The 19487-nt window shown below is 66.3% G+C and carries 19 protein-coding genes; 12 read left to right on the top strand and 7 right to left on the bottom strand.

All coding sequences use genetic code 11. The features are described 5' to 3' along the window. The first annotated feature begins 86 nt into the window (after nucleotides 1–86). Nucleotides 87–1292 carry an MFS transporter gene (locus AC56LR_RS03205; RefSeq protein ID WP_497127346.1) on the top strand — a complete coding sequence of 402 codons (1206 nt, stop codon included), beginning with the start codon at nucleotides 87–89 and terminating at the stop codon, nucleotides 1290–1292. Between the two features lie 5 nt (nucleotides 1293–1297). Here the strand turns inward: AC56LR_RS03205 and AC56LR_RS03200 are convergent, their stop codons facing one another. Then, the gene (locus tag AC56LR_RS03200; protein WP_497127344.1) at nucleotides 1298–2365 is read right to left on the bottom strand and encodes an SDR family oxidoreductase; all 1068 of its coding nucleotides are present in this window, start codon (nucleotides 2363–2365) and stop codon (nucleotides 1298–1300) included. Between the two features lie 177 nt (nucleotides 2366–2542). Between AC56LR_RS03200 and AC56LR_RS03195 the strand changes: the two genes are divergently transcribed. Both AC56LR_RS03195 and AC56LR_RS03190 read left to right on the top strand, forming a co-directional pair. Further along, complete coding sequence (locus AC56LR_RS03195; protein ID WP_497127342.1) at nucleotides 2543–2962, top strand: CopG family transcriptional regulator; 420 nt, start codon at nucleotides 2543–2545, stop codon at nucleotides 2960–2962. Between the two features lie 10 nt (nucleotides 2963–2972). After that, the gene (locus AC56LR_RS03190) at nucleotides 2973–4139 is read left to right on the top strand and encodes an extracellular catalytic domain type 1 short-chain-length polyhydroxyalkanoate depolymerase (RefSeq protein ID WP_497127340.1); all 1167 of its coding nucleotides are present in this window, start codon (nucleotides 2973–2975) and stop codon (nucleotides 4137–4139) included. A gap of 182 nt (nucleotides 4140–4321) precedes the next feature. Here AC56LR_RS03190 and AC56LR_RS03185 read toward each other — a convergent pair whose 3' ends face one another. Then, nucleotides 4322–5257, bottom strand: coding sequence for a methyltransferase (locus AC56LR_RS03185; protein WP_497127338.1), 936 nt, complete (start codon nucleotides 5255–5257; stop codon nucleotides 4322–4324). 174 nt (nucleotides 5258–5431) lie between these two features. Here AC56LR_RS03185 and AC56LR_RS03180 point away from each other — a divergent pair, with 174 nt between their 5' ends. The 4 genes from AC56LR_RS03180 to AC56LR_RS03165 all read left to right on the top strand — a co-directional run bounded on the left by AC56LR_RS03180 (nucleotide 5432) and on the right by AC56LR_RS03165 (nucleotide 8555). Next, nucleotides 5432–5614 carry a hypothetical protein gene (locus AC56LR_RS03180; RefSeq protein ID WP_497127336.1) on the top strand — a complete coding sequence of 61 codons (183 nt, stop codon included), beginning with the start codon at nucleotides 5432–5434 and terminating at the stop codon, nucleotides 5612–5614. Nucleotides 5615–5662: 48 nt separating this feature from the next. Next, the gene (gene ypfJ, locus AC56LR_RS03175; RefSeq protein ID WP_497127334.1) at nucleotides 5663–6532 is read left to right on the top strand and encodes a KPN_02809 family neutral zinc metallopeptidase; all 870 of its coding nucleotides are present in this window, start codon (nucleotides 5663–5665) and stop codon (nucleotides 6530–6532) included. A 178-nt stretch (nucleotides 6533–6710) separates the two neighbouring features. Further along, nucleotides 6711–7895: a zinc-dependent alcohol dehydrogenase gene (locus tag AC56LR_RS03170; protein WP_497127332.1), complete on the top strand. Its 1185-nt coding sequence runs from the start codon at nucleotides 6711–6713 to the stop codon at nucleotides 7893–7895. Nucleotides 7896–7904: 9 nt separating this feature from the next. After that, entirely contained in the window at nucleotides 7905–8555 is a 651-nt protein-coding gene (locus AC56LR_RS03165; RefSeq protein WP_497127330.1) for a hypothetical protein, read from the top strand. Here the strand turns inward: AC56LR_RS03165 and AC56LR_RS03160 are convergent. Continuing rightward, nucleotides 8546–9796: a PepSY-associated TM helix domain-containing protein gene (locus AC56LR_RS03160; RefSeq protein ID WP_497127328.1), complete on the bottom strand. Its 1251-nt coding sequence runs from the start codon at nucleotides 9794–9796 to the stop codon at nucleotides 8546–8548. The genes AC56LR_RS03165 and AC56LR_RS03160 overlap by 10 nt on opposite strands. Nucleotides 9797–9913: 117 nt before the next feature. On the opposite strand from AC56LR_RS03160, the gene AC56LR_RS03155 reads away from it, so the two are divergent. Both AC56LR_RS03155 and AC56LR_RS03150 read left to right on the top strand, forming a co-directional pair. Then, nucleotides 9914–12049, top strand: a complete 2136-nt coding sequence (locus tag AC56LR_RS03155) for a TonB-dependent receptor (RefSeq protein WP_497127326.1) — start codon at nucleotides 9914–9916, stop codon at nucleotides 12047–12049. A gap of 105 nt (nucleotides 12050–12154) precedes the next feature. Beyond that, nucleotides 12155–13936 carry a M4 family metallopeptidase gene (locus tag AC56LR_RS03150; protein ID WP_497127324.1) on the top strand — a complete coding sequence of 594 codons (1782 nt, stop codon included), beginning with the start codon at nucleotides 12155–12157 and terminating at the stop codon, nucleotides 13934–13936. Between the two features lie 17 nt (nucleotides 13937–13953). On the opposite strand, the gene AC56LR_RS03145 is transcribed toward AC56LR_RS03150, so the two are convergent. After that, on the bottom strand, nucleotides 13954–14646 hold the full coding sequence (locus AC56LR_RS03145) for a M23 family metallopeptidase (protein ID WP_497127322.1): 693 nt from the start codon (nucleotides 14644–14646) through the stop codon (nucleotides 13954–13956). A 39-nt stretch (nucleotides 14647–14685) separates the two neighbouring features. Beyond that, entirely contained in the window at nucleotides 14686–15711 is a 1026-nt protein-coding gene (locus AC56LR_RS03140; RefSeq protein WP_497127320.1) for a L,D-transpeptidase family protein, read from the bottom strand. Between the two features lie 114 nt (nucleotides 15712–15825). On the opposite strand from AC56LR_RS03140, the gene AC56LR_RS03135 reads away from it, so the two are divergent. Beyond that, the gene (locus tag AC56LR_RS03135) at nucleotides 15826–16122 is read left to right on the top strand and encodes a 2Fe-2S iron-sulfur cluster-binding protein (RefSeq protein ID WP_497127318.1); all 297 of its coding nucleotides are present in this window, start codon (nucleotides 15826–15828) and stop codon (nucleotides 16120–16122) included. A 70-nt stretch (nucleotides 16123–16192) separates the two neighbouring features. Here the strand turns inward: AC56LR_RS03135 and AC56LR_RS03130 are convergent, their stop codons facing one another. Both AC56LR_RS03130 and AC56LR_RS03125 read right to left on the bottom strand, forming a co-directional pair. After that, nucleotides 16193–17728: a right-handed parallel beta-helix repeat-containing protein gene (locus tag AC56LR_RS03130; RefSeq protein ID WP_497127316.1), complete on the bottom strand. Its 1536-nt coding sequence runs from the start codon at nucleotides 17726–17728 to the stop codon at nucleotides 16193–16195. Nucleotides 17729–17916: 188 nt separating this feature from the next. Continuing rightward, nucleotides 17917–18831, bottom strand: coding sequence for an alpha/beta hydrolase (locus AC56LR_RS03125; protein ID WP_497127314.1), 915 nt, complete (start codon nucleotides 18829–18831; stop codon nucleotides 17917–17919). 172 nt (nucleotides 18832–19003) lie between these two features. On the opposite strand from AC56LR_RS03125, the gene AC56LR_RS03120 reads away from it, so the two are divergent. Together AC56LR_RS03120 and AC56LR_RS03115 are read left to right on the top strand one after the other, a co-directional pair. Then, nucleotides 19004–19186 (top strand): hypothetical protein, encoded by a 183-nt coding sequence (locus AC56LR_RS03120; protein WP_497127312.1) that lies wholly within the window; start codon nucleotides 19004–19006, stop codon nucleotides 19184–19186. Nucleotides 19187–19278: 92 nt separating this feature from the next. Next, entirely contained in the window at nucleotides 19279–19470 is a 192-nt protein-coding gene (locus tag AC56LR_RS03115; protein WP_497127310.1) for a hypothetical protein, read from the top strand. Nucleotides 19471–19487 lie beyond the last annotated feature (17 nt).

Raw genomic sequence — 19487 nt, 5'->3', positions numbered from 1 at the left:
CGTTTGCCCTACCGGTTTGCCACTACCATGCTCGACTCCCGGGCGCGCTCCTGCGCCTGCGCATCACCAGAACAGGAAGGCTACCAATGAGCATCACCGCCGATCTCCACGCGGCGCCGGCCGAACCCACCCGGCCCGCCGCCTGGGGCGCCGTCTTCGCGCTGGCGCTGGGCGCCTTCGTGCTGGTCGCATCTGAGTTCATGCCGGTCAGCCTGCTCACGCCGATCGCGGCCGACCTCGGCATCTCCGAGGGCCAGGCGGGCCATAGCATCGCGATCTCCGGCGCCTTTGCCTTGTTCACGAGCCTGTTCATCGCGCGCCTTGCCGGGCGCTTCGACCGCAGGCTGCTGCTCCTGGCCCTGACGGTGTTGATGATGGCGTCCAGCACCCTGGCCGCATTCGCGCCCAGCTATTTCTGGTTCATGGTGGGCCGCGCCCTGATCGGCGTGGCGATCGGCGGCTTCTGGTCGATGTCGGCGGCGACTGCGATGCGCCTGGTGCCGCTTCACCAAGTGCCGCGCGCCCTGGCCATCGTCAATGGCGGCAATGCGCTGGCCACCGTGGTGGCGGCGCCCCTGGGCAGCTTTCTAGGGGCGATCGTCGGCTGGCGCGGCGCTTTCTTCTGCCTGGTCCCGGTCGCCGCCCTGGCCTTTGCCTGGAAGCTGGCGCGCCTGCCGTCGATGCCGGTCCAGCGCGGGGGGCCGGCCTCGAGCGCCTGGACGCTGTTCAAGCGGCCGGAAGTGGCTTTCGGCATGGCCGGCGCCAGCTTCTTCTTCATGGGGCAGTTCGCGCTGTTCACCTACCTGCGGCCCTTCCTGGAGCAGGTGACGCGGGTCGATACCCTCACGCTGTCGTTGCTGCTGCTGGCGATCGGCCTGGCCGGCTTCGTGGGGACGATCCTGATCGGCGGGGTGCTCAAGCGGCACCTGTACCGGACCCTGGTCGTGATTCCGGCGCTGATGGCCTTGATCGCGGTGGCCTTGACCGGCCTGGGCGGCGTGCTGCCGGTGGTGGCCATCCTGCTGGGCATCTGGGGACTGGTCGGCACCGCGGCCCCGGTCGGATGGTGGACCTGGCTGGCGACGACCCTGCCCAGGGATGCCGAGGCGGGCGGCGGCCTGATGGTCGCGGTGGTGCAGCTGGCGATCATGCTGGGGGCGCTGGTGGGCGGGGTGTTGTTCGACTCCAGCGGCTACCGCGCGACCTTCGGCCTGGGCGCGGCGCTGCTGGTGGTGGCTGCCATGTTCGCGGTGCTGGCGGCGCGCGCAGGCCGCGCGCACGCAAGCAGGTAAATCTCTTACGGAATCAGGCGCTCCGCCCGCAGCCGCGCGAACAGATCGAAGAAGGATTGATCGGTCGCCTGCCAGGCCGTAAAGCCCAGCCGGCGGCTGTTGGCCATGTCGGTCATCACCTCCAGCGGGCGGCCGAGGTCGAGGTCCGTATGCCAGGCTGACGCCAGCCGGTCGAGATCGGGTTCGGCCAGTCCATGGCGCCCGGCGATCTCGCGCCACAACTCCCCATCGTTCGCCATCGCCGTCGCCAAAGGCTGGACAGTGCCATTGAAGCCCGCGGCCTGGACGCCAAACCATTCGGCCAGTTTCGGCCACAGCCAGCTCCAGCGGAACACGTCGCCGTTGACGATATTGAAGGCCTCGTTGCGCGCGGCATCGGTATCGGCGGCCCAGACCAGCTGTTTGGCCAGCATGCGCGCATCGGTCACGTCCGACAGGCCCTTCCACTGCGCTTCGGAACCGGGGAACTGGAAGGGACGTCCGGTCTCCTTGCAGATGGTGGCGTAGACGGCCAGCGTGGTGCCGAGGTTCATGGCATTGCCTACCGCCAGGCCGATGATGGTGTGCGGGCGGTGCACGCTCCAGGTGAAGCGGTCGCGCGCGGCCGCGGCATAGACCTCGTCTTCCTGCGCATAGTAGAAATTCTCCAGCGGCAGGCGCGGCTGGCTTTCGCGCAGCGGGGTGTCGGGCAGGGTGCCGGAGCTGGCATAGGCTTCGAAGGGGCCGAGGTAGTGCTTCAGGCCCGTGACCAGGGCCACGTGGCGCAGGCTTTTTTGCGGCGAGAGCGCGTCGAGCAGGTTGCGCACCAGGGCGGCATTGACGCGGATGTTCTCGGCCTCGGTGTCCTGGCGCATCCAGGTGGTGATGAAGACGTGGGTCGGCGCCACGTCCGCCAGGGCTTTGGCCAGGCCTTCCGGATCGAGCAGGTCGGCGGCGACGTGCCGCACGCCCGGCAGGTCTTGCGGCGCGCGGCGCGACAGGCCGATCACTTCCCATCCGTCCGCCAGCAGTTCACGGGCCGCGTGGCTGCCACCGATGCCGGTAATGCCTGCGATGAGTGCCGTGCGTTTCATGGAATGCTCCTGATGACAATGGGCGTTCATTCTACGTGGCGGCCCGGGAGCCTGCGCACCGTTGCCCGGCAAACAGGTTTGCGGGAACAGTAGCAATGAGACAACGCATCAATATAATCCGTCAGCGGCCTTGAAATACTCCGGATATACTCCACCTGGAGTATAAGGAGCCAAAACATGAAACTCGTCCCATCCCCGCAGCGCTTGCCCGACAGCGATAAAGTCACCGTCAACGTCGGCCTGGTCGACTTGGCCCAGATGGATTTGCTGGTCGGCGAAGGCTTTTATTCGAACCGCACCGATTTCGTGCGCACGGCCATCCGCAACCAGTTGCAAGTGCATGCCGAGTCGATCCGGCAAACCGTCCTGCGCAAGCGCTACGTGCTCGGGCAGCACCGCTATTCACGCCGCGAGCTCGAAGAGGTCGTGGCATCCGGCCAGCGCCTCGAGATCCACGTACTGGGACTGGCCGTGATCGAAGACGAGGTCACGCCCGAGCTGGCCGACCGGGCCATCGCCTCGGTCCAGGTCCTCGGCGCATTCATTGCCGCACCCGCCACCCGGCAGGTACTGGCAGACCGCATACTCTCGCAATAAAGGAATTCCAATGAAACAACTAGACCAGTTCGTCCAGCAAATGATGGAGTCAGCCAAGCTGGTCCGTTCCAATAACCCCACCGGCGCCGCCGACGTCATCCAGCGTGCGCTGCAGCAGGCGGGCCTGGTGGCGCCCCGGATGGACGCGATGCGCGAGACCGCGCAGGCAGGCTACGGCGCGGATGCGGAACCCGCCTTCGTCGACCTGAATCCGCCGCCGGCCTTCGGACGCAGCGCCATGCCGCGCAAAGCCGCGCGCAAGAGTCCCTTGCCGAAAACCGCCGATTTCTGGAAGCAGCGCACGCCGGCAGCGCCGGAGGAACTGGCGCCGGGTACGGTCGTCGACGGCAGCTTCTCGTGCAGCGCCGGCCAGCGCCGCTACAAGCTCTACATCCCGGCCAAGGCGGCCGAAGGGCCGCGCCCATTGATCGTGATGCTGCACGGCTGCACCCAGAATGCAGGGGACTTTGCTGCCGGCACCGGCATGAACCTGGTCGCGGAAGAAGCGGGCTGCCTGGTGCTGTATCCGGAGCAGGACCGCAGCGCCAACCATAACGGCTGCTGGAACTGGTTCGACGCCGCCCAGCAGCAGCGCGACCAGGGCGAGCCGGCGATCCTTGCGGGCATGACGCGCAAGCTGGTGGCCGAGCAGGGCGCCGACCCGCAGCGCGTGTTCGTGGCAGGGCTGTCGGCAGGCGGCGCGATGGCGGCCATCCTCGGCGCCGAGTATCCGGACCTGTACGCGGCAGTCGGCGTGCACTCGGGCCTGGCGGCCGGCAGCGGCAAGGACATGATCTCGGGCCTGCATGCCATGAAGAAGCCGGGCAAGGCGGCGACATTGGGCAAGGCAGTTCCGATCATCGTCTTCCATGGCGATGCAGACCACGTGGTCAGCCCTGGCAACGGCGACGCGGTGCTGCGCCAGTTTGCCGATGCCCACCCGGTATCGGGCAGCGGCGCCTTGACGAAGGAGTCGAGCCGCGGCGAGGCAGGGCGCGCCTACACCAGAACGAGCTGGCGCGATGGGGGCGGGCGCCGCCATGCGGAGCAGTGGGTCGTGCACGGCGCGGCGCATGCCTGGATGGGCGGCAAGGCGGCGGGATCGCATACGGATGCAAATGGTCCGTGCGCGTCGACTGAGATGCTGGGCTTCTTTCTGGAGCAGGCAGGCAAGTAAGAGGGGGCTGCGGCCAGATGCCGCTCAATTATTGAGAACCGTAGGGTGGGCGGCTTCGCCGCCCGCGCGGTGATAGTTGCACTATGAACCGGCGCACGGGCAGCAGCACCGTGATTTGAACCCGTGGGCAAGGGACTTGCCCACCCTACGGTTCTCGCTAATTTACGAGCCGCGCGCTCCGCTTACCGCCGGACCGCGTGCAGCCACACCGCCGCGATCCGTTCCACGTCTTCATAGCCCGGCTCACCGAGCTGCCCGCCGAAGATGTCCGGATCGAGTTCATCGTACTTCCAGTGGTCGCACAGCGCGTCCAGGCTTGGCTTGACCGCTTCCAGGAAGTCGTCGACCGGGCCGGCGATCGCCACGCCCGTGTACAGCATCAGGCAGCCGCCCGGGCGCAGCCGCGCCAGGCTTTCCTTGACGATGCGCACCGACAGCTCGGCGCCGCGCATGCCGCCGCCGTGGCGGTAGGGCAGCTCGCAGGGGTCGAGCACATACGGCGGGTTCGACACCACCAGGTCGAAGTCCCCCTCCACTTCGCTGAACAAATCGCTCTTGACCGCCGTGATGTTGTCTACCGCGGCCAGCTCGGTGTTCACCGTGGTGAGCGCCAGCGCCCTGGTGTTGATGTCGGCCGCCACCACGTCGGCATGCGGGAAGGCGCGGGCGATGGCCAGTGCGCCGGCCCCGCCGCCGCAGCCGAGATCGATTGCCCGCACCGGGCCCGAACCGAGCCAGGGGAAGGCGCGCTCCATCGTGCCGACGAAGCGGTAGGTGTCGGGCCCGAAGAAGACCGCGTCGTCGTCCTTGGTCGGGTAGGCCGAGTGGAACAGCAGCAGTTCGCCCAGGGTCGAAGCGCGCAGGGTCGAGCGCAGCAGGTTGCCTTCGTGTTCGAGAATGCCGGCTTCACTCATCAGCGCCACCAGTTCGGGCGCCACCGCGTTTTCCGCGAACGGCCGGCTCCAGCCGAAGATCCCGCGCAGGTCGGCGCTGCGTTCGTTACCGGGGCGGCGGTTGATGCGGCGGTGGGTGGCGGGCGTCACCGTGATGAAACGGTAGTCCTGGGCGCGCAGGTAGCGGCCCAGGGCAACGAGGGCCTTGGTATGGGGAGTTGTCATGGCACGAGCTTCGCATGCGGGGCGCATCCTCACCGTGCGCGGCCTCACTTAGCCTCCTCCGGCCGATTGTCGTCCAGATATTTCCCCACTATGTGAATGTTCGAACATACCGAACCCGGCCCCTTGTCCATACTCGAACAGACAAGGACTCAACTCGCAACCGGGGGTAACAGCATGGGCAACAGGGGCATCGATACACCGACGGGCAGGCTCGAGCGGGAAGTCGCACGCGAGCGCCACGAGCGCGAACTGCAGGACGATGCGAAGGCCGGTCTGGCGACGCACGACGATTTCCGTACCAAGGACGCGCGCGAGCGCGACGATACGAGCACGCTCAGGCGCCATCCGGGCCGCTGAAACGGGCCAGGCAGTGCCGGACATAAACGAACATGAGGAGGCAGTACGATGAAATGGGAAGGTGACCGGCAGAGCGACAACGTGGAGGACCGCCGCGGCGGTGGCGGTGGTGGAGGCTTCGGCGGTTTCGGCGGCAAGTCGGTGGGCATCGGCACCCTGGTGCTGGCGCTGATCGGCAGCGCGGTATTCGGCATCGACCCGAGCGTCTTCCTCGGCGGCGGCGGGCCGGTGCAGGTCCAGCAGCAGCCCCAGGGGCCGGCCGCGGCGCCCGCGAACGACCGCGAGACGCAATTCGTCAAGACCACGCTGGCCTATACCGAAGACGTCTGGGCGCAAATCTTCAAGGAGCAGGGCGCGCAATACCAGCCGGCGAAGCTGGTGCTGTTCGAGCGTGGAACCGATACCGCCTGCGGCACCGGGCGCAGCGCCTCCGGGCCGTTCTATTGCCCGCCGGACCGAAGTGTCTACATCGACCTGAGCTTCTTCCGCCTGATGCAGCAGCGCTTCAACGTGGCCGGCGAATTCGCCCAGGCCTATGTGATCGCGCACGAGGTGGGACACCACGTCCAGAACCTGCTGGGCGTATCCGACCAGGTCCATAACGCCCAGCAGCGCGCCTCCGAAAAAGAAGGCAATGCGCTCTCGGTGCGCCTGGAACTGCAGGCCGACTGCTTCGCCGGCGTCTGGGCCAACCGCACCAACCAGCGCGAGCAGATCCTGGAGAAGGGCGACATCGAGACCGCCCTGGCCGCCGCCACCGCCATCGGCGACGACGCGCTGCAGCGCCAGTCGCAGGGCCAGGTGGTGCCGGACTCCTTCACCCACGGCAGTTCGGCCCAGCGCGTGCGCTGGTTTACCCGGGGCCTCGACAGCGGCAAGGTCGAGCAGTGCAATACCTTCGACGCGCGGCAGCTGTAAGTCGTTCGCTGTAGGACCAGTTCCCGACGGGCGCCATGGGCGCCCGTTTGCGCGTGAAAAGCCGCGTTCGTTTCCGTGCGCGTATCGCAATCCCCGGCGTTTTGTCATAACGTAAATTCATAGGCCTGCCGGGCTGGCGGGCGCCCTGACTTCGTGAAGACCTTATCGAGGAGGATTTATGCTGGCAATGAACTACCGCGGGCCGTACCGCGTCCGCGCCGAACACAAGCCCGATCCCGTCATCGAGCACCCCGGCGACGCCATCGTGCGCGTCACCCGCTCGTGCATCTGCGGCTCGGACCTGCACCTGTACCATGGCCTGGTGCCCGACACCCGTGTCGGCCATACCTTCGGCCATGAGTTCATCGGCGTGGTGGAAGAAGTCGGCCCCGGAGTCCAGAAGCTGAAGGTGGGCGACAAGGTGCTGGTGCCGTTCAACGTGTTCTGCGGGTCCTGCTTCTTCTGCGACCGCGAACTCTACGGCAATTGCCACAACATGAATGCGCAGTCCACCGCCGTGGGCTCGATCTACGGCTATTCGCATACGGCCGGCGGCTACGACGGCGGCCAGGCCGAACTGGTGCGCGTGCCGATGGCCGACGTCGGCCCGATGATCATCCCCGACGACATCCACGACGACGATGCCGTGCTGCTGACCGACGCCGTGCCGACCGGCTACCAGGCCGCCGAGATGGGCGACATCAAGGAAGGCGACACCGTGGTCGTGTTCGGCGCGGGTCCGGTCGGCATCTTTGCCGCCAAGTCGGCCTGGCTGATGGGCGCGGGGCGCGTGATCGTGGTCGACCACGTCGAATACCGCCTCGAATTCGTCAAGCGCTATGCCCAGTGCGAGATCGTGAACTTCAAGGAAGTGCGCGACATGGCCGAGCACATCAAGAAGATGACCGACTGGATGGGCGCCGACGTCTGCATCGACGCGGTCGGCTGCGAAGCCTCGGGCAATGCCATGCAGACCCTCACCGGCCGCTACATGATGGCGCAGGCGGGCTCGGCCACCGCGCTGCACTGGTGCATCAACTCGGTGCGCAAGGGCGGCAACGTGTCGATCGTCGGCGTGTATGGCCCGACCTTCAACGCGGTCCCGATCGGCAATGCGCTGAACAAGGGATTGACCTTGCGCATGAACCAGGCCAGCGTGCGCCGCCACCTGCCGCGCCTGATCGAGCACATCCGCGCCGGACGCCTGAACCCGAAGGAAATCATCACCCACCGCGTGCCGCTGGAAGAAGTCTCGGATGCATATCACATCTTCTCGGAGAAGCTCGACGAGTGCATCAAGACCGTCCTGATCCCGCCGAACGCCAACCAGGTGCGCAAGGTTGCGGCCAGCACCACGAATTAAGGAGCGAGCATGGAACGCGATATCGTCGAACACAAGCACAGCCATGACCACGACCACGATCATGGCCACATCCAGCAGCATCCGAGCCAGGGCCACATCGCCCCGCGCCGTCCCTCGCGCGACGAGCTGCAGCACATCAACGGCTGGGGCGCCGACCTCGACCGCAAGGACCGTCCCGGCGTGCCGATGGAACGCACCCCGCCGCGCTTCATCAACCAGCCCGCCGGCGACCCGCCGCAACAGCAGGAAAAGGTCGAGGTGCTGGTCTCGAGCGAACGCCCCGGCATCACCCAGTTGTTCGGCACCGTGCAGCCGCCGTCCGGGCTGTCCGGCATGATCCGCCGCGCGGCTTTCAAGGCCAGCGAGAACGACCTGCGCCACTGGCTGCTCCTGCTGCTGGCCGACCGCGTCAATGTGGTCGAAGGCATCGCCGACGACCTGGCGCGCGGGCATATCCCGAATGTGCTGGGCGAAATGGGCATCAAGGCGGAGATGAAGCACAATCCGGCGGGCTTGGCCAGGAAGGTGGCGATTGCCGCGGCGGTGGTGGGCACGGCGGTCTACCTCATGAACCGCCGCGACCGCGATGACGACGGGCGCTATGTCGAGGTCGAGCGCAGCGACCGGGACGGCCGCGACCGCTACCGCAGTTACCGCTGAGCGATGGAGGCGGCCGCGCTCATGGCTGCCTCTCCCGTCCGGGCCGGCGTTGCAATCCGGCCAGGGCGGGGCGCTGCCGCCTTGCCCTTGGCCGGCTTGCGGCGGAACTTGATCCAGATGACCAGGCCGGTGATGAAGAAGCCCAGCGGTGCCAGGCCAACCACGCTCACCAGGATCCGGCCGGCCAGCCCGAAGGCTTCGCCGGTATGCAGCGGATACAGGGTGCTCGCCACCCAGTCGCCGCCGCGCGCGGCCAGCGGGTCCAGCACGCGCAGGACTGCGCCGCTGCCGGCATCGACACTCACGCGGGTGGCGCCGTCGCCATGGCGCAGCTCGCCCGGCTGGCGTACCCGCACTTCGAAGGGCTGCCCGGGCTTGCCCGGAAATCCTATGCGCGAGACCCGGCCCTCGGGATAGCGCGCCTGCGCCGCCGCCACCGCCTCGCCGGCGCCGATGCGCGGGGCGTTTGCGCTGCTGACGTTGGCCGCCTTGGCGTTCGGCGTCAGCGGCCCGGCTACTTGAATGACCGGCGCGAGCCAGGCCGGCATATTGAAATACACCCCCGAAAAGGCCAGCACCAGCAGGACCGGCGCCGTATAGAAGCCGGCCGCGCGGTGCAGCTGGAAGCTGAACTTCGGCCAGTTGCCGCCGCGCCGCACGGTGACGGCATGCGCGAAGGCCCGGAGCGTCGGCTTGGGCCACCACACCACGATCCCCGTGAGGGTCAGCAGCATCAGCGCCACGCCCTGTACGGCGATCACGACCTTGCCCGCTTCTCCCGACATTAGGTAGCGGTGCAGGTGGAACAGGGTCGGCATCAGGAGCGGGCGCGACAGCCCGGCCTCGCCCCAGTTGCGTTCGCCCAGGATCCGGCCATCGACCGGGTCCAGCATCACCTGCCGCGTGACGCCTTGTTCCCAGTTCGATGCAGGCTTGGCAGGCCGGTACCAGGCCACGTACACGTCGCCATGCAACTCCGGCAGGAACAAGGTGTCGGGACGGCCGTAGAGCGGGTCGTTTGCCAGGCGTGCCGCCACCGCAGCCACGGCGCCGGGCGCCGGGCGGGCAGCCGTGCCGGCTTCGGTTCCCGGCGGCGGCGCCACCTGCAGCAGGCCCGGATTGAGCCAGGCGTCGAGTTCGTGGCGCCATCCGATGACGGCGCCGGTCAGGCCCTGCAAGACCAGGATGGTGCCGAAAATCATGCCGGTCCAGAGGTGGATGGTGCGAACGAATGCTTTCATGGATGAGATCATAAACCGGAATGAGAATGATTCCTATTGTATTAATACATGAGAATGGTTATCATTTGCGCCTGTTCCGATTGAAAAGCTATTCCCATGATGCGCAAGTCGATGTCGATGAAGCCTGTTTCCTTCGCCGTGGCAGGCGCCTGTTTCCTGATGGCGGCGCCGCAAGCCGCCGCCTGGCAGTCCTCCGGCGAGCCAGGGCAGGAGCCCGAGCAGGCCACGGTGGTGGTCACCGCCACCCGCACCGCCAAGGCCGTGGACAAGATCCCTGGCGCGGTTTCGGTCATCACACAGCAGGAACTGTCGACCCAGTACCTGATCGCGGATGATCCGTCGCAGGCGCTGGCGACCTATGTGCCGGGCTATGCGCCGAGCCGCCAGAAGATGACCTCGACCGGCGAATCGCTGCGCGGGCGCCAGCCGCTGATCCTGCTCGACGGCATCCCGCAATCGAACCCGCTGCGCGCCGGCATGCGCGAAGGCTATTTTGCCGACAGCGCCATCATCGAACGCATCGAGGTGATCAACGGCGCCTCGGCCATGCAGGGCATGGGAGCGACCGGCGGCATCATCAACTACATCACCAAGACCCCGCGTGCCATGGGCACCACTACCGCCGTCAACGCGCGCCTGTCCAGCCAGTTCGAGTCGGACAGCCTGGACTGGAAAACCGGCTTGACCGTCAGCCACAAGTCGGAAGCCTTCGACCTGCTGGCTTACGCCAGCGTACAGCGGCGCGGCATGGGCTATGACGGCAGCGGACGCCGCCTGGGCATCGACAGCGTGCAGGGCGACACCCTCGATTCGCACGGCAACGACCTGTTCCTCAAGATGGGCAAGGACTTCGGCGCGCAGCGCCTTCAGCTGAGTCTGAATCGCTTCGACCTGAGCGGCGACGGCGACTACCGCAACGCCCCCGGCGTGGTGGCCGAAGGCGTGCCTACCAGTTCGCTTCCCGGCACCCCACCCGGCGCGCCTGCGCGCAACAAGGTGCGCAGCGCCAGCCTCGACTACCGCCATGCCGAACTGGCCGGCGGGCAGTTGTCGGCGCAATTGTTCTCCCACGATTTCTCGTCGCTGTACGGCGCCACCAATACCTCGACCTTCCAGGACCGCAGCATCGCGCCCGTCGGCACCCTCTACGACCAGTCGCAGGTGGTGGCCGACAAGATCGGCTCGCGCATCACCTGGTCGCGTCCCGACCTCCTGGTGCAGGGCCTGGAACTGACCGCCGGCCTGGACTGGCTGCGCGACCATACGCAGCAGCGCCTGGCCGCTACCAACCGCACCTGGGTGCCGGAACTGAAATTCCGCTCGCTGGCCCCATTCGCCCAGCTCGAATACGAACTCGGCCCGGTCACGCTGCGCGGCGGCGTGCGGCGCGAAGACGCCAGGCTCGAAGTCGACACCTATACCACCCTGGCCGCCTACGGCGGCAGGCGCGTGGAAGGCGGTTCGGCCGAGTTCACCAAGACGGTGAGGAACCTGGGCGCGGTATGGCGCTTCGCGCCGCAATGGTCGGCCTTTGCCGCCAGCTCGGAAGGCTTCGGCCTGCCCGACGCCGGCCTGGTGCTGCGCGGCGTGACCCTGGCCAACCAGTCGGTGTCGAGCCTGATCAGCCTGCAGCCGATCGTTACCCGCAACAACGAGGCCGGCATCAACTGGCGCGGCGCGGCCGGCCAGTTCGGCCTGTCGCGCTACGATTCGCGCTCCAAGCTGGGCAGCGTCATCCGCATCAACTCGGCCGGCATCGGCCTGGTCGAGCGGGTGCCGACGACGGTCAAGGGCTGGGAAGCCAATGGCGAATGGCGCCCGAACACGGACTGGACCGTCTTCGGCACCTGGGCCAGGACCGACGGCAAGACCGCGGCGGCGCAGGGAGCCCCGCTCGACCTGGACCTGGGCGCGCGCTCGCAGGGGCCGAACAAGGCGGTGCTGGGCGCCAACTGGCGCCTGGCGCCGAAAGCCCAGCTGCGGCTGCAGGCGACCCATTTGCGCGACCGCGACATCAACATCGGCCGCCGTGTCGGCACCAGCAACCTCGAAGAACACTTCAAGGGCTATACGCTGGCCGACGCCGCGCTCACCTGGGAGAACGCCCTGGGGCGCTTTGGCCTCTCCATCGAAAACGTCTTCGACCGCCAGTATGTCGGCTATTACTCGCAATCGGCCGCCGCGGTGGATGCCGCCAATACCTATGCCGGGCGTGGCCGCACATTTGCACTGAGCTGGAGCCGTAGCCTCTAAGTCAGCGTAACTGTTGCGCTTGAGCAAACCTGTTTTAGCGAGCTCGTCCACACTGTCCGATGCACGGCCCATCTTGGAGCCGTGCTTCCACGGACGGAGAACGAGATGACCCCGCACACAACTTTCCCGGCCGCGCTGCTCGGCGCTGCCTTGCTGCTTGCGCACCTGCCGCTGGCCGCGGCGCCCACCATGAGTCCCCACACGACGCTGAGCGTCAAGACCCGCGCCTCGGTGCTCGGGCAACTGGTGGGGCAGCGCCAGGCCAAGGGCCTGGACCAGGACCACCATTACAAGCTGACCGCCCAGCATCCGGGCGCGAACGGCACCCAGGTGCTGCGCGCCGCGCATACCTACAAGGGCCTGCGGGTGTTCGGATCCGATTCGGTGATCGTGCTCGACAAGGACGCGAAGATCCTGTCCGAGTCCGCCTCGGAGCGCCGCCTCCACCTCGGCAAGGGCAGCTCGAACCGGCTCGGCGCGCTGACCGCCAGCTTCACCGTGCAGCCGCAGATTGCGACCCGCGCCGCGATCGCGGCGGCCATGGCGACCCAGGTAGAGGGCGCGGTGCACGTGGTGCCGCCGCGCGCCGAACTGCTGATCTACCCGGTGATGCGCATGCAGCGCGTGGTCGGCGCCGGCGCCAAGGAGGAAGCCGAGCTCAATGCACTGGACGTGGAGGACGCGGTGGACCGCTACGAGCTGGCCTACCTGGTCAGCACCCGCATGCGATTGGAAGCGCAGCCGGTCTATTTCGATACCGTGATCAGCGCGCGCGACGGCGCGGTGCTCGACCAGTGGAGCATGCTGCAGACGGTGCTCGGCACCGGAAAAAGCCAGTACAACGGCGAGGTGCTAATTAGCACCACGCTGGTCAACGGCAGCTACCAGATGCTCGACCCCGAGCGCGGCAAGGGCGGCACCTTCGGCGCCATGGCGATCACCAATGCCAACAACGGCAGCAGCGCCGGCAAGGTGTACAACAATGCGACCAATGTCTGGGGCGACGGCAACCAGTTCGTCGAAGGCAGCAGCACCCTAGGGGCCAATGGCCAGACGGCGGCCGTGAACGCGATGTGGGGCCTGATGAACACCTACGACGCGCACAAGAACGTGCTGGGCTGGCTCTCGCTCGACGGCCGCGACACGTCGACCTATATCGCGGCCCACGTCAACCGCGGCTACGACAACGCCTATTACAGCGATACCTGCCGCTGCATGTTCATCGGCGACGGCACGTATTTCACCAGCCTGGGATCGATCGACGTGATCGGTCACGAGATGGGCCATGGGATTACGGCAGCGACGTCAAGCCTGATTTATTCGGGGGAGTCGGGTGGCCTGAACGAATCGTCCTCGGACATCTCCGGCGAGGTCGTCGAAGCCTATGCGCGCGCCGGCGGCAAGGGCGATACCTTCCCGGAAGAGGGCAACGACTGGCAACTGGGGACGGAAATCAGCCGCAATGCGACGCCGCTGCGCTGGATGTACCGGCCGAGCAAGGATGGCAGCAGCCCGGACGCCTGGAGCAGCTCGCTGCGCCGGCTGGACGTGCACTACAGCAGCGGTCCGAACAACCGCATGTTCTATTTCCTGGCCAAGGGGTCGCGCGCGGACAGCGCGGGCGACTACTACAGCAAATACCTGGTCAAGCAGCCGGCCGCCATGACCGGCATCGGTACCGATAAGGCTTTCCGCATCTGGTTCCATGCGAACACGACCAAGTTCACCTCGTCGACGAACTATGCGAATGCCCGCGCCAGGATGATCGAGGCCGCTACCGAGCTGTACGGAAAGGACAGCAAGGAAGCGGTCGCGGTGCAGCGTGCCTATGCGGCGATCAATGTGGGGCCCGACGTGGACGAGCCGGCGCCGCCCCCGGGAACCTGAGCGGATTTACTCGACGCTCAATCCGTCATCAGCGGATACGGATTGAGCGGCGTGCCTTTCCACCATTGCTTCTCGGGCGTCAGCTCGACCACCGAGAAATGCAGGTGCGGTGCGTTCGGGTCGGAATTGCCGGTCACGCCGACATAGCCGAGCACGTCGCCGCGCTTGAGCTCCATGCCCTCCTTGATGCCGTCCGCGTAACGGTCCAGGTGCGCGTAGTAATACGCGTACTTTCCGCTCGGGTCGAACTGGTACAGGGTGGTCCCGCCCGGTTTGCTCTGGAACAGCTTCTCGACCTTGCCGTCGGCCGCCGCCACCACCGGCGTGCCTTTCGCGGCCATGATGTCGAGCGCTTCATGGTGGCGCTGGCTGCCGCGCGGCTGGTCGAAGGTGTCGGTGAGGCTGGCCGACTTGACCCCCTGCACCGGCACCAGCAGCTTGGCTTGCGCCGCCACCGCATCGGCCGGGGCCGGGGCATTGGCGCTCGACTGCGTGCTGGAGGGACGCAGCGGCAGGTCGGCCTCGGCCAGGTCGGTCTGCACCACCGAGCCGGAGGCCGCGGCGTCGACCGGCGGCGCGGACGCGGCCACCGGCGCCGGCGGGGCAACCGCCACCACCGGGGCCGGATCGTCCGGAATCTCGCGCAGCCACAGGAACAGGCCACTGGCGCCGACCAGCACGCCCAGCAGGAAAGTCATCAGCCATTTCATTCTTGTTCTCCGATCACTTCGTTAAGGAATACGACGTTTTTAATCTTGCAGCACGACTTCCAGGCCTTTGGCAACCGCGCTGGCCACTTCGGCGGCGCTCCAGTTGGTCAGGCGGATGCAGCCGTGCGATTCGGTCTTGCCGACGTGGCCCGGCACCGGGGTGCCGTGGATGCCGTAGTGCGGCTTGGACAGGTCGATCCAGACCACGCCGACCGGATTGTTCGGACCCGGTGCGATCTTGGCCTTCTTGTCGCCCGGCTCGGCATCCCAGAACAGTTTCGGGTTGTAGTGGTAGGTCGGGTTGGCGTGCACGCCTTCGATCTTCCAGGTGCCGATCGGCAGCGGATCGTTGGCGCTGCCGGTCGAGACCGGATATTGGGCGAGCAGGGCGCCGGCCGCATCGAGCAACTGCAGCGTGCGCGTGCTGCCGTCGATCACGACTTTCGCGGCTTTCGGCAGCGGCTGCTTGCCGATCACGTTCGGCACCTGGATCTGGGTGCCGGCGCTGTTGAGGTCCTTGCCCTGGTTCAGGCTGGCGATCATGGCAGGCTTGGCGTGGAATTTCTCGCCCAGGCCTTCGAGCACGTTTTCATAGCCCAGGGCCTTGAGCGCGGCCTTGTCCATCATCTCGGCCGGGATCGGCTCGAACGGGCCGGCCACGTCGGAATCGGCCAGCGTATAGGTGGTGAGGGTCGGGCTGTTGTCGGCGTTGAGCGCATTCCAGGTCGCCTCGTCGAGCTTGCCGGTCACCGGCAGCTTGCGCGCCGCCTGGAAGCCGCTCAGGGCCTGGCGCATGTTGGAGCCGTAGGCGCCGTCGATCTCGCCCGGCGAGAAGCGGGCGCGGTCGAGCAGCACCTGGGCGCGCAGGTTGCGCTCGAACCTGGCCTGCTTGGCATTGGCTGGGGCGGCGCGCGTGGGCGTTGCTTCGGGTGCAGCGGCGGTTGGCGCGGCGGCGGCGGCCACGGGTGGCGCAGCCGGGGCTGGAGCCGGCTGCTGCGCATGGGCGGCAGGAAGCGCGGCAATCATGGCGGCGACGAGGAAGGGGGCGGTGTAAGATTTTTTCATTTGATTTCCTGCAATGCTTGCTTTTGGAAACCTCAGAGTAGTGTGGCGCCGGGGGGCGGGTCTGTGCGTCACCGAACTCTACGGAAAGAGGCCGGCGGCGCTACAATCGCGGGCATGACCAGCCCTGCCATCCTGCTCCAGCCCAGCGGCATCGCCTTCACGGCGGTTCCCGGCGCCAGCATCCTGAAGGCGGCCGAAGCCGCGGGCGTCGAGCTGCCGAATTCTTGCCGTAACGGGACCTGCCGCACCTGCATCTGCCGCCTGCGCAGCGGGCAGGTGGCGCACACCATCGAATGGCCCGGCCTGTCGTTCGACGAAAAGCGCGAAGGCTATATCTTGCCATGCGTGGCGGTCGCATTGGGCGATGTGGAGATCGAGGCGCCGCTGGCGCGGCGTGTCGAGCGCGCCTGACAGCCGGCGCGAGCGAACAAGGAAACGCCGGCGCCAGGCTGGCGTTGTCGTTGCGAAGGAGGCCCTCCGGCTAGGCGTTGCCGACCATCGTGACGTTCGAATCGGTGCCGTCGGTGTAGACGCCCATGCGGGTGCTTCCCGAGAACCTGTTATTGGAGACAACGGTTGGGCTGCCGTAAATGTAAGACAGCGCGATATGCGCCTGGAAGGGACTTGGTGTTTTCCCGCCACTGCGCCGGTTGAGGACGGAAAAGCTGCAGTTGGAAGCCATCTTGTTGGAATCAACGGTGTGGCCGCCGGTGTCGGCCCACCTGGCCGGATCGCCGCCGCCGTACATCTGGATACCGCTGCCTTCATTATTCGAGATAATGTTGCCGTAGACCGCGCACTTGCTGGTCCCGTCGTCCACGCCGATGCCGACGCCTTCCGAACCGTTGTCCAGCGGACCGCCGTAGTTATAGTTGAACCGGCAAGTGTTGTAGCGGACAGTGTGTCCGGATACGGCGTCCTGTCCGGCTGCCGACGATAATTCGATACCCCGGCCGTAATAGGTAGGCGCCAATGTTCCGCCATTGGAATTACAGACATTGCGCTCGATGATGTAAAACCTGGAAACGCCGCTGATATGAATTCCGAAATTCATATTGTTGCTGCAGTTGTTGTTGCCCACATAGCTGCGATCTCCACCGTTCATGAAGATGCCGGTCAGCATGCCGGTCACGGTATTGTTGTCCAGCGTGGCTGCGTCTCCCCGGATCAGGTAGATGCCGATCGCTCTGCGGTTCGGGTTGTAGGCGACGCCCGATGGCGGAGAGACGCGGTTGCCGCGAATGACGAGATGCGTGAGGAAGGCGGCGCTGTCGTAGGTTTCACAACGGATGCCATACGATGTCACCGTGCCGCCGCCGCGGTGGCGGACAACATTATTGAGCAGCTTTATGTCGTCCATATTGCCGTTCCCTGCAACCAGAATCCCTTGATTGCCATACGCGGCGGCGTTGCTGATGACGTCGAGCACGCAGCCGGAGACGGTCACGTGGCTTTTTTCGAAGATATACACGCCGGCGCAATTCGACGTCACGTTGTTATTTTCGAAAACGCAGTGATTGCCCAGCCAAATGATGGCCACGTCGCTCCCCTCCGGCAAGGCATTGTTCCGGATGTCCAGGTGACGGTAGGTGACGAAATCGCGCTCCTGCTTGTACACCGCGATCGACGCGCCGTTGGCCGGCGTGGCGGGCGCCGGCGGCAGGATGATGACCGGTTTTGGCCGTGAAGTATCGTCGCTGCCGTTGGATCGATAATAAGCGCCGATGGTGATGCGCTGAAGCGCAGTGCCGTTCGCCGACACCTGGAAGACACCCGAATAGGTCGTACCGCGTTTCTGCAGGTAGGTGTGGCCGGGCGCCCAGGACACGCTGGTCCACGAGCGAAAAGGTTTTGCAAGGGTTCCGTCACCCGTACCCGGCGCAGTTGGATCGATGTAATGCGTGTTCGCGGTCAGTCCACCCTGGGCCATCGCGAACCTTGAGAACACTGTTCCCGCGTACGCGGAGACACCCACACCGGAAGCAATTCGAAGGAAGTCTCTTCTCCTGGTCATCATCGCTCCTTCAGTCAAGATTGGTCTGCAATCGACAACATCATTTACAGATGTTGCAATGGATAACTTGTCTTTGCGCCCTTTCTTTTGGCACGCACCGACCTCTAGTTATAGACCTTGTCTGATAGTTGGAGAAGCTTAATCTCTCGGCAGGAAGTGAACCGGGAGGCCGTCCGGATCGCCAAGCCTGGCTAGGGGGAGTTTGTCCTGACTGGCTGGCCCAGCGCCCGCTCGATGACTTCCAGCACCTGCGGCCAGGCCGGCGAACTGGCCGCCACCTCGTCGTAATGGCTCGCACCCGGCAGGATCACCACTTCCGCGGCGTCGCCCGCCTTGCGCGCCCTGGCGGCGTAGTCGTGGGCCACGCGCGGCGGCGAGATCGTGTCGAGTTCGCCGGTGACAAGGTAGGTACGGCTGCCGTTGGGCATCAGCTCCGCCGCATTGGTGTCAACGAACACGTCCGGCCGCCCCGGGCCGGGCAAGCCCGCCAGCTCGGCGGTTTCGCGGCCGCAGCTGGCCTTGATCAGGGCCGCTTCGCCGCGCAGGTCGGCCAGGCCGCCCAGGCTCACGATCGCGCGCACCGGCAGCGGCCTGGCGCGGTAGAGCGGGCTGCCTGCCGGGATGCGCGCGCGTCCGGCCATCCACTGCACCAGCTGCCCGCCGGCCGAATGCCCGACGGCCACCACGCGCTGCATGTCGAGCCGGTGCGCCCCGGCCTGCTTTTCCAGCAGGTCGAGCGCGGCATGCATGTCCTGGTAGGTGCCGGGATAGCCGCCGCCCGGCTCGTCGCTGCGGCGGTATTCCACGTTCCAGACGGCGATGCCGCGTGCGGTCAGTGCGCCGGCCATGTTGCGCAGCTGGGTGATGCCGCCGAACTTGCTGGTCCAGCAGCCGCCGTGGACCAGCACGGCGACGGGGAAGGGACCGCTGCCGCTCGGTACGAATAGCTCGGCAAATTGCGAGGGCGCTTCACCATAGGGATAGCGTGCGGTCGGCGCGGGACCGGTGAGGGCGAGGTAGTCGGCGAGTTTCATCGGGGCGGCGGCGTGGGCGCCGGCCACCGTGCCGGCGAGCAGGCCGGAGAGCAGGATGCGGTGTAGTAGCATGGTCGGCAGGGAAAGGAAAAGAGCGACCACTATAGCCGAGGAAACAGTGTTTTTGAGGAAATCCGGCGCGCACGATTGAAGTCGCAATATTGTCATTCATGCTAGGCTTGTCTCCAACGCAGAAGCGGCCACACCCGGCCGTCCCAAGCACATCTACTCAGGAGGAATGACCATGACCCAATCCAAATCCGGCGGTACCCAGGACAACAAGCAGTCCGACCACATGTCCGAAGAAGACCTGGCCAAGCAGCGCGCCGGCAAGACCGACAAGAGCAGCCACGACCACATGTCGCGCGAAAAAGCCGGCAAGGACGAAGGCGCGGGCGGCGGCGCCAAGCAGCAAGAGCGCCATTAAGCCCCAGCCGGCTTGTTTCCACGCGGACGGCCCAGGCCGTCCGCCGTTTCTCCGGGCCACAGCAGTACAGGCCCCTCTCCGAGAGGCTGACCATGAGCATGCTTGACGACACCAGGCTGCAGGGCTCAACCCCCGTGCACGCCCACAGTACCCCCGATCCCGACACGCCGAACGGTACCCCGACGCCCGATCCACGCCCGCCGGTGCCCGACGACGTCCCCGACCCGGTCAATGCACCGGTGCAGGAGCCACGCTTCCCCGAGCCGCCGATCAAGGCCGGCTAGGTCTATCGCGCGGCCCC

The organism is Telluria sp. ZT3P39, from assembly GCF_059685935.1.
The sequence above is the reverse complement of the archived record's forward strand: the minus strand, read 5'-3'. Positions and strand labels throughout refer to the sequence as shown.

What these genes read in the sequence shown, in the direction of transcription:
- AC56LR_RS03205 (WP_497127346.1), top strand. Translation starts at nt 87, where the DNA reads ATGAGCATCACCGCCGATCTCCACGCGGCGCCGGCCGAACCCACCCGG.
- AC56LR_RS03200 (WP_497127344.1), bottom strand. Translation starts at nt 2,365, where the DNA reads ATGAAACGCACGGCACTCATCGCAGGCATTACCGGCATCGGTGGCAGC.
- AC56LR_RS03195 (WP_497127342.1), top strand. Translation starts at nt 2,543, where the DNA reads ATGAAACTCGTCCCATCCCCGCAGCGCTTGCCCGACAGCGATAAAGTC.
- AC56LR_RS03190 (WP_497127340.1), top strand. Translation starts at nt 2,973, where the DNA reads ATGAAACAACTAGACCAGTTCGTCCAGCAAATGATGGAGTCAGCCAAG.
- AC56LR_RS03185 (WP_497127338.1), bottom strand. Translation starts at nt 5,257, where the DNA reads ATGACAACTCCCCATACCAAGGCCCTCGTTGCCCTGGGCCGCTACCTG.
- AC56LR_RS03180 (WP_497127336.1), top strand. Translation starts at nt 5,432, where the DNA reads ATGGGCAACAGGGGCATCGATACACCGACGGGCAGGCTCGAGCGGGAA.
- ypfJ (WP_497127334.1), top strand. Translation starts at nt 5,663, where the DNA reads ATGAAATGGGAAGGTGACCGGCAGAGCGACAACGTGGAGGACCGCCGC.
- AC56LR_RS03170 (WP_497127332.1), top strand. Translation starts at nt 6,711, where the DNA reads ATGCTGGCAATGAACTACCGCGGGCCGTACCGCGTCCGCGCCGAACAC.
- AC56LR_RS03165 (WP_497127330.1), top strand. Translation starts at nt 7,905, where the DNA reads ATGGAACGCGATATCGTCGAACACAAGCACAGCCATGACCACGACCAC.
- AC56LR_RS03160 (WP_497127328.1), bottom strand. Translation starts at nt 9,796, where the DNA reads ATGAAAGCATTCGTTCGCACCATCCACCTCTGGACCGGCATGATTTTC.
- AC56LR_RS03155 (WP_497127326.1), top strand. Translation starts at nt 9,914, where the DNA reads ATGAAGCCTGTTTCCTTCGCCGTGGCAGGCGCCTGTTTCCTGATGGCG.
- AC56LR_RS03150 (WP_497127324.1), top strand. Translation starts at nt 12,155, where the DNA reads ATGACCCCGCACACAACTTTCCCGGCCGCGCTGCTCGGCGCTGCCTTG.
- AC56LR_RS03145 (WP_497127322.1), bottom strand. Translation starts at nt 14,646, where the DNA reads ATGAAATGGCTGATGACTTTCCTGCTGGGCGTGCTGGTCGGCGCCAGT.
- AC56LR_RS03140 (WP_497127320.1), bottom strand. Translation starts at nt 15,711, where the DNA reads ATGAAAAAATCTTACACCGCCCCCTTCCTCGTCGCCGCCATGATTGCC.
- AC56LR_RS03135 (WP_497127318.1), top strand. Translation starts at nt 15,826, where the DNA reads ATGACCAGCCCTGCCATCCTGCTCCAGCCCAGCGGCATCGCCTTCACG.
- AC56LR_RS03130 (WP_497127316.1), bottom strand. Translation starts at nt 17,728, where the DNA reads ATGATGACCAGGAGAAGAGACTTCCTTCGAATTGCTTCCGGTGTGGGT.
- AC56LR_RS03125 (WP_497127314.1), bottom strand. Translation starts at nt 18,831, where the DNA reads ATGCTACTACACCGCATCCTGCTCTCCGGCCTGCTCGCCGGCACGGTG.
- AC56LR_RS03120 (WP_497127312.1), top strand. Translation starts at nt 19,004, where the DNA reads ATGACCCAATCCAAATCCGGCGGTACCCAGGACAACAAGCAGTCCGAC.
- AC56LR_RS03115 (WP_497127310.1), top strand. Translation starts at nt 19,279, where the DNA reads ATGAGCATGCTTGACGACACCAGGCTGCAGGGCTCAACCCCCGTGCAC.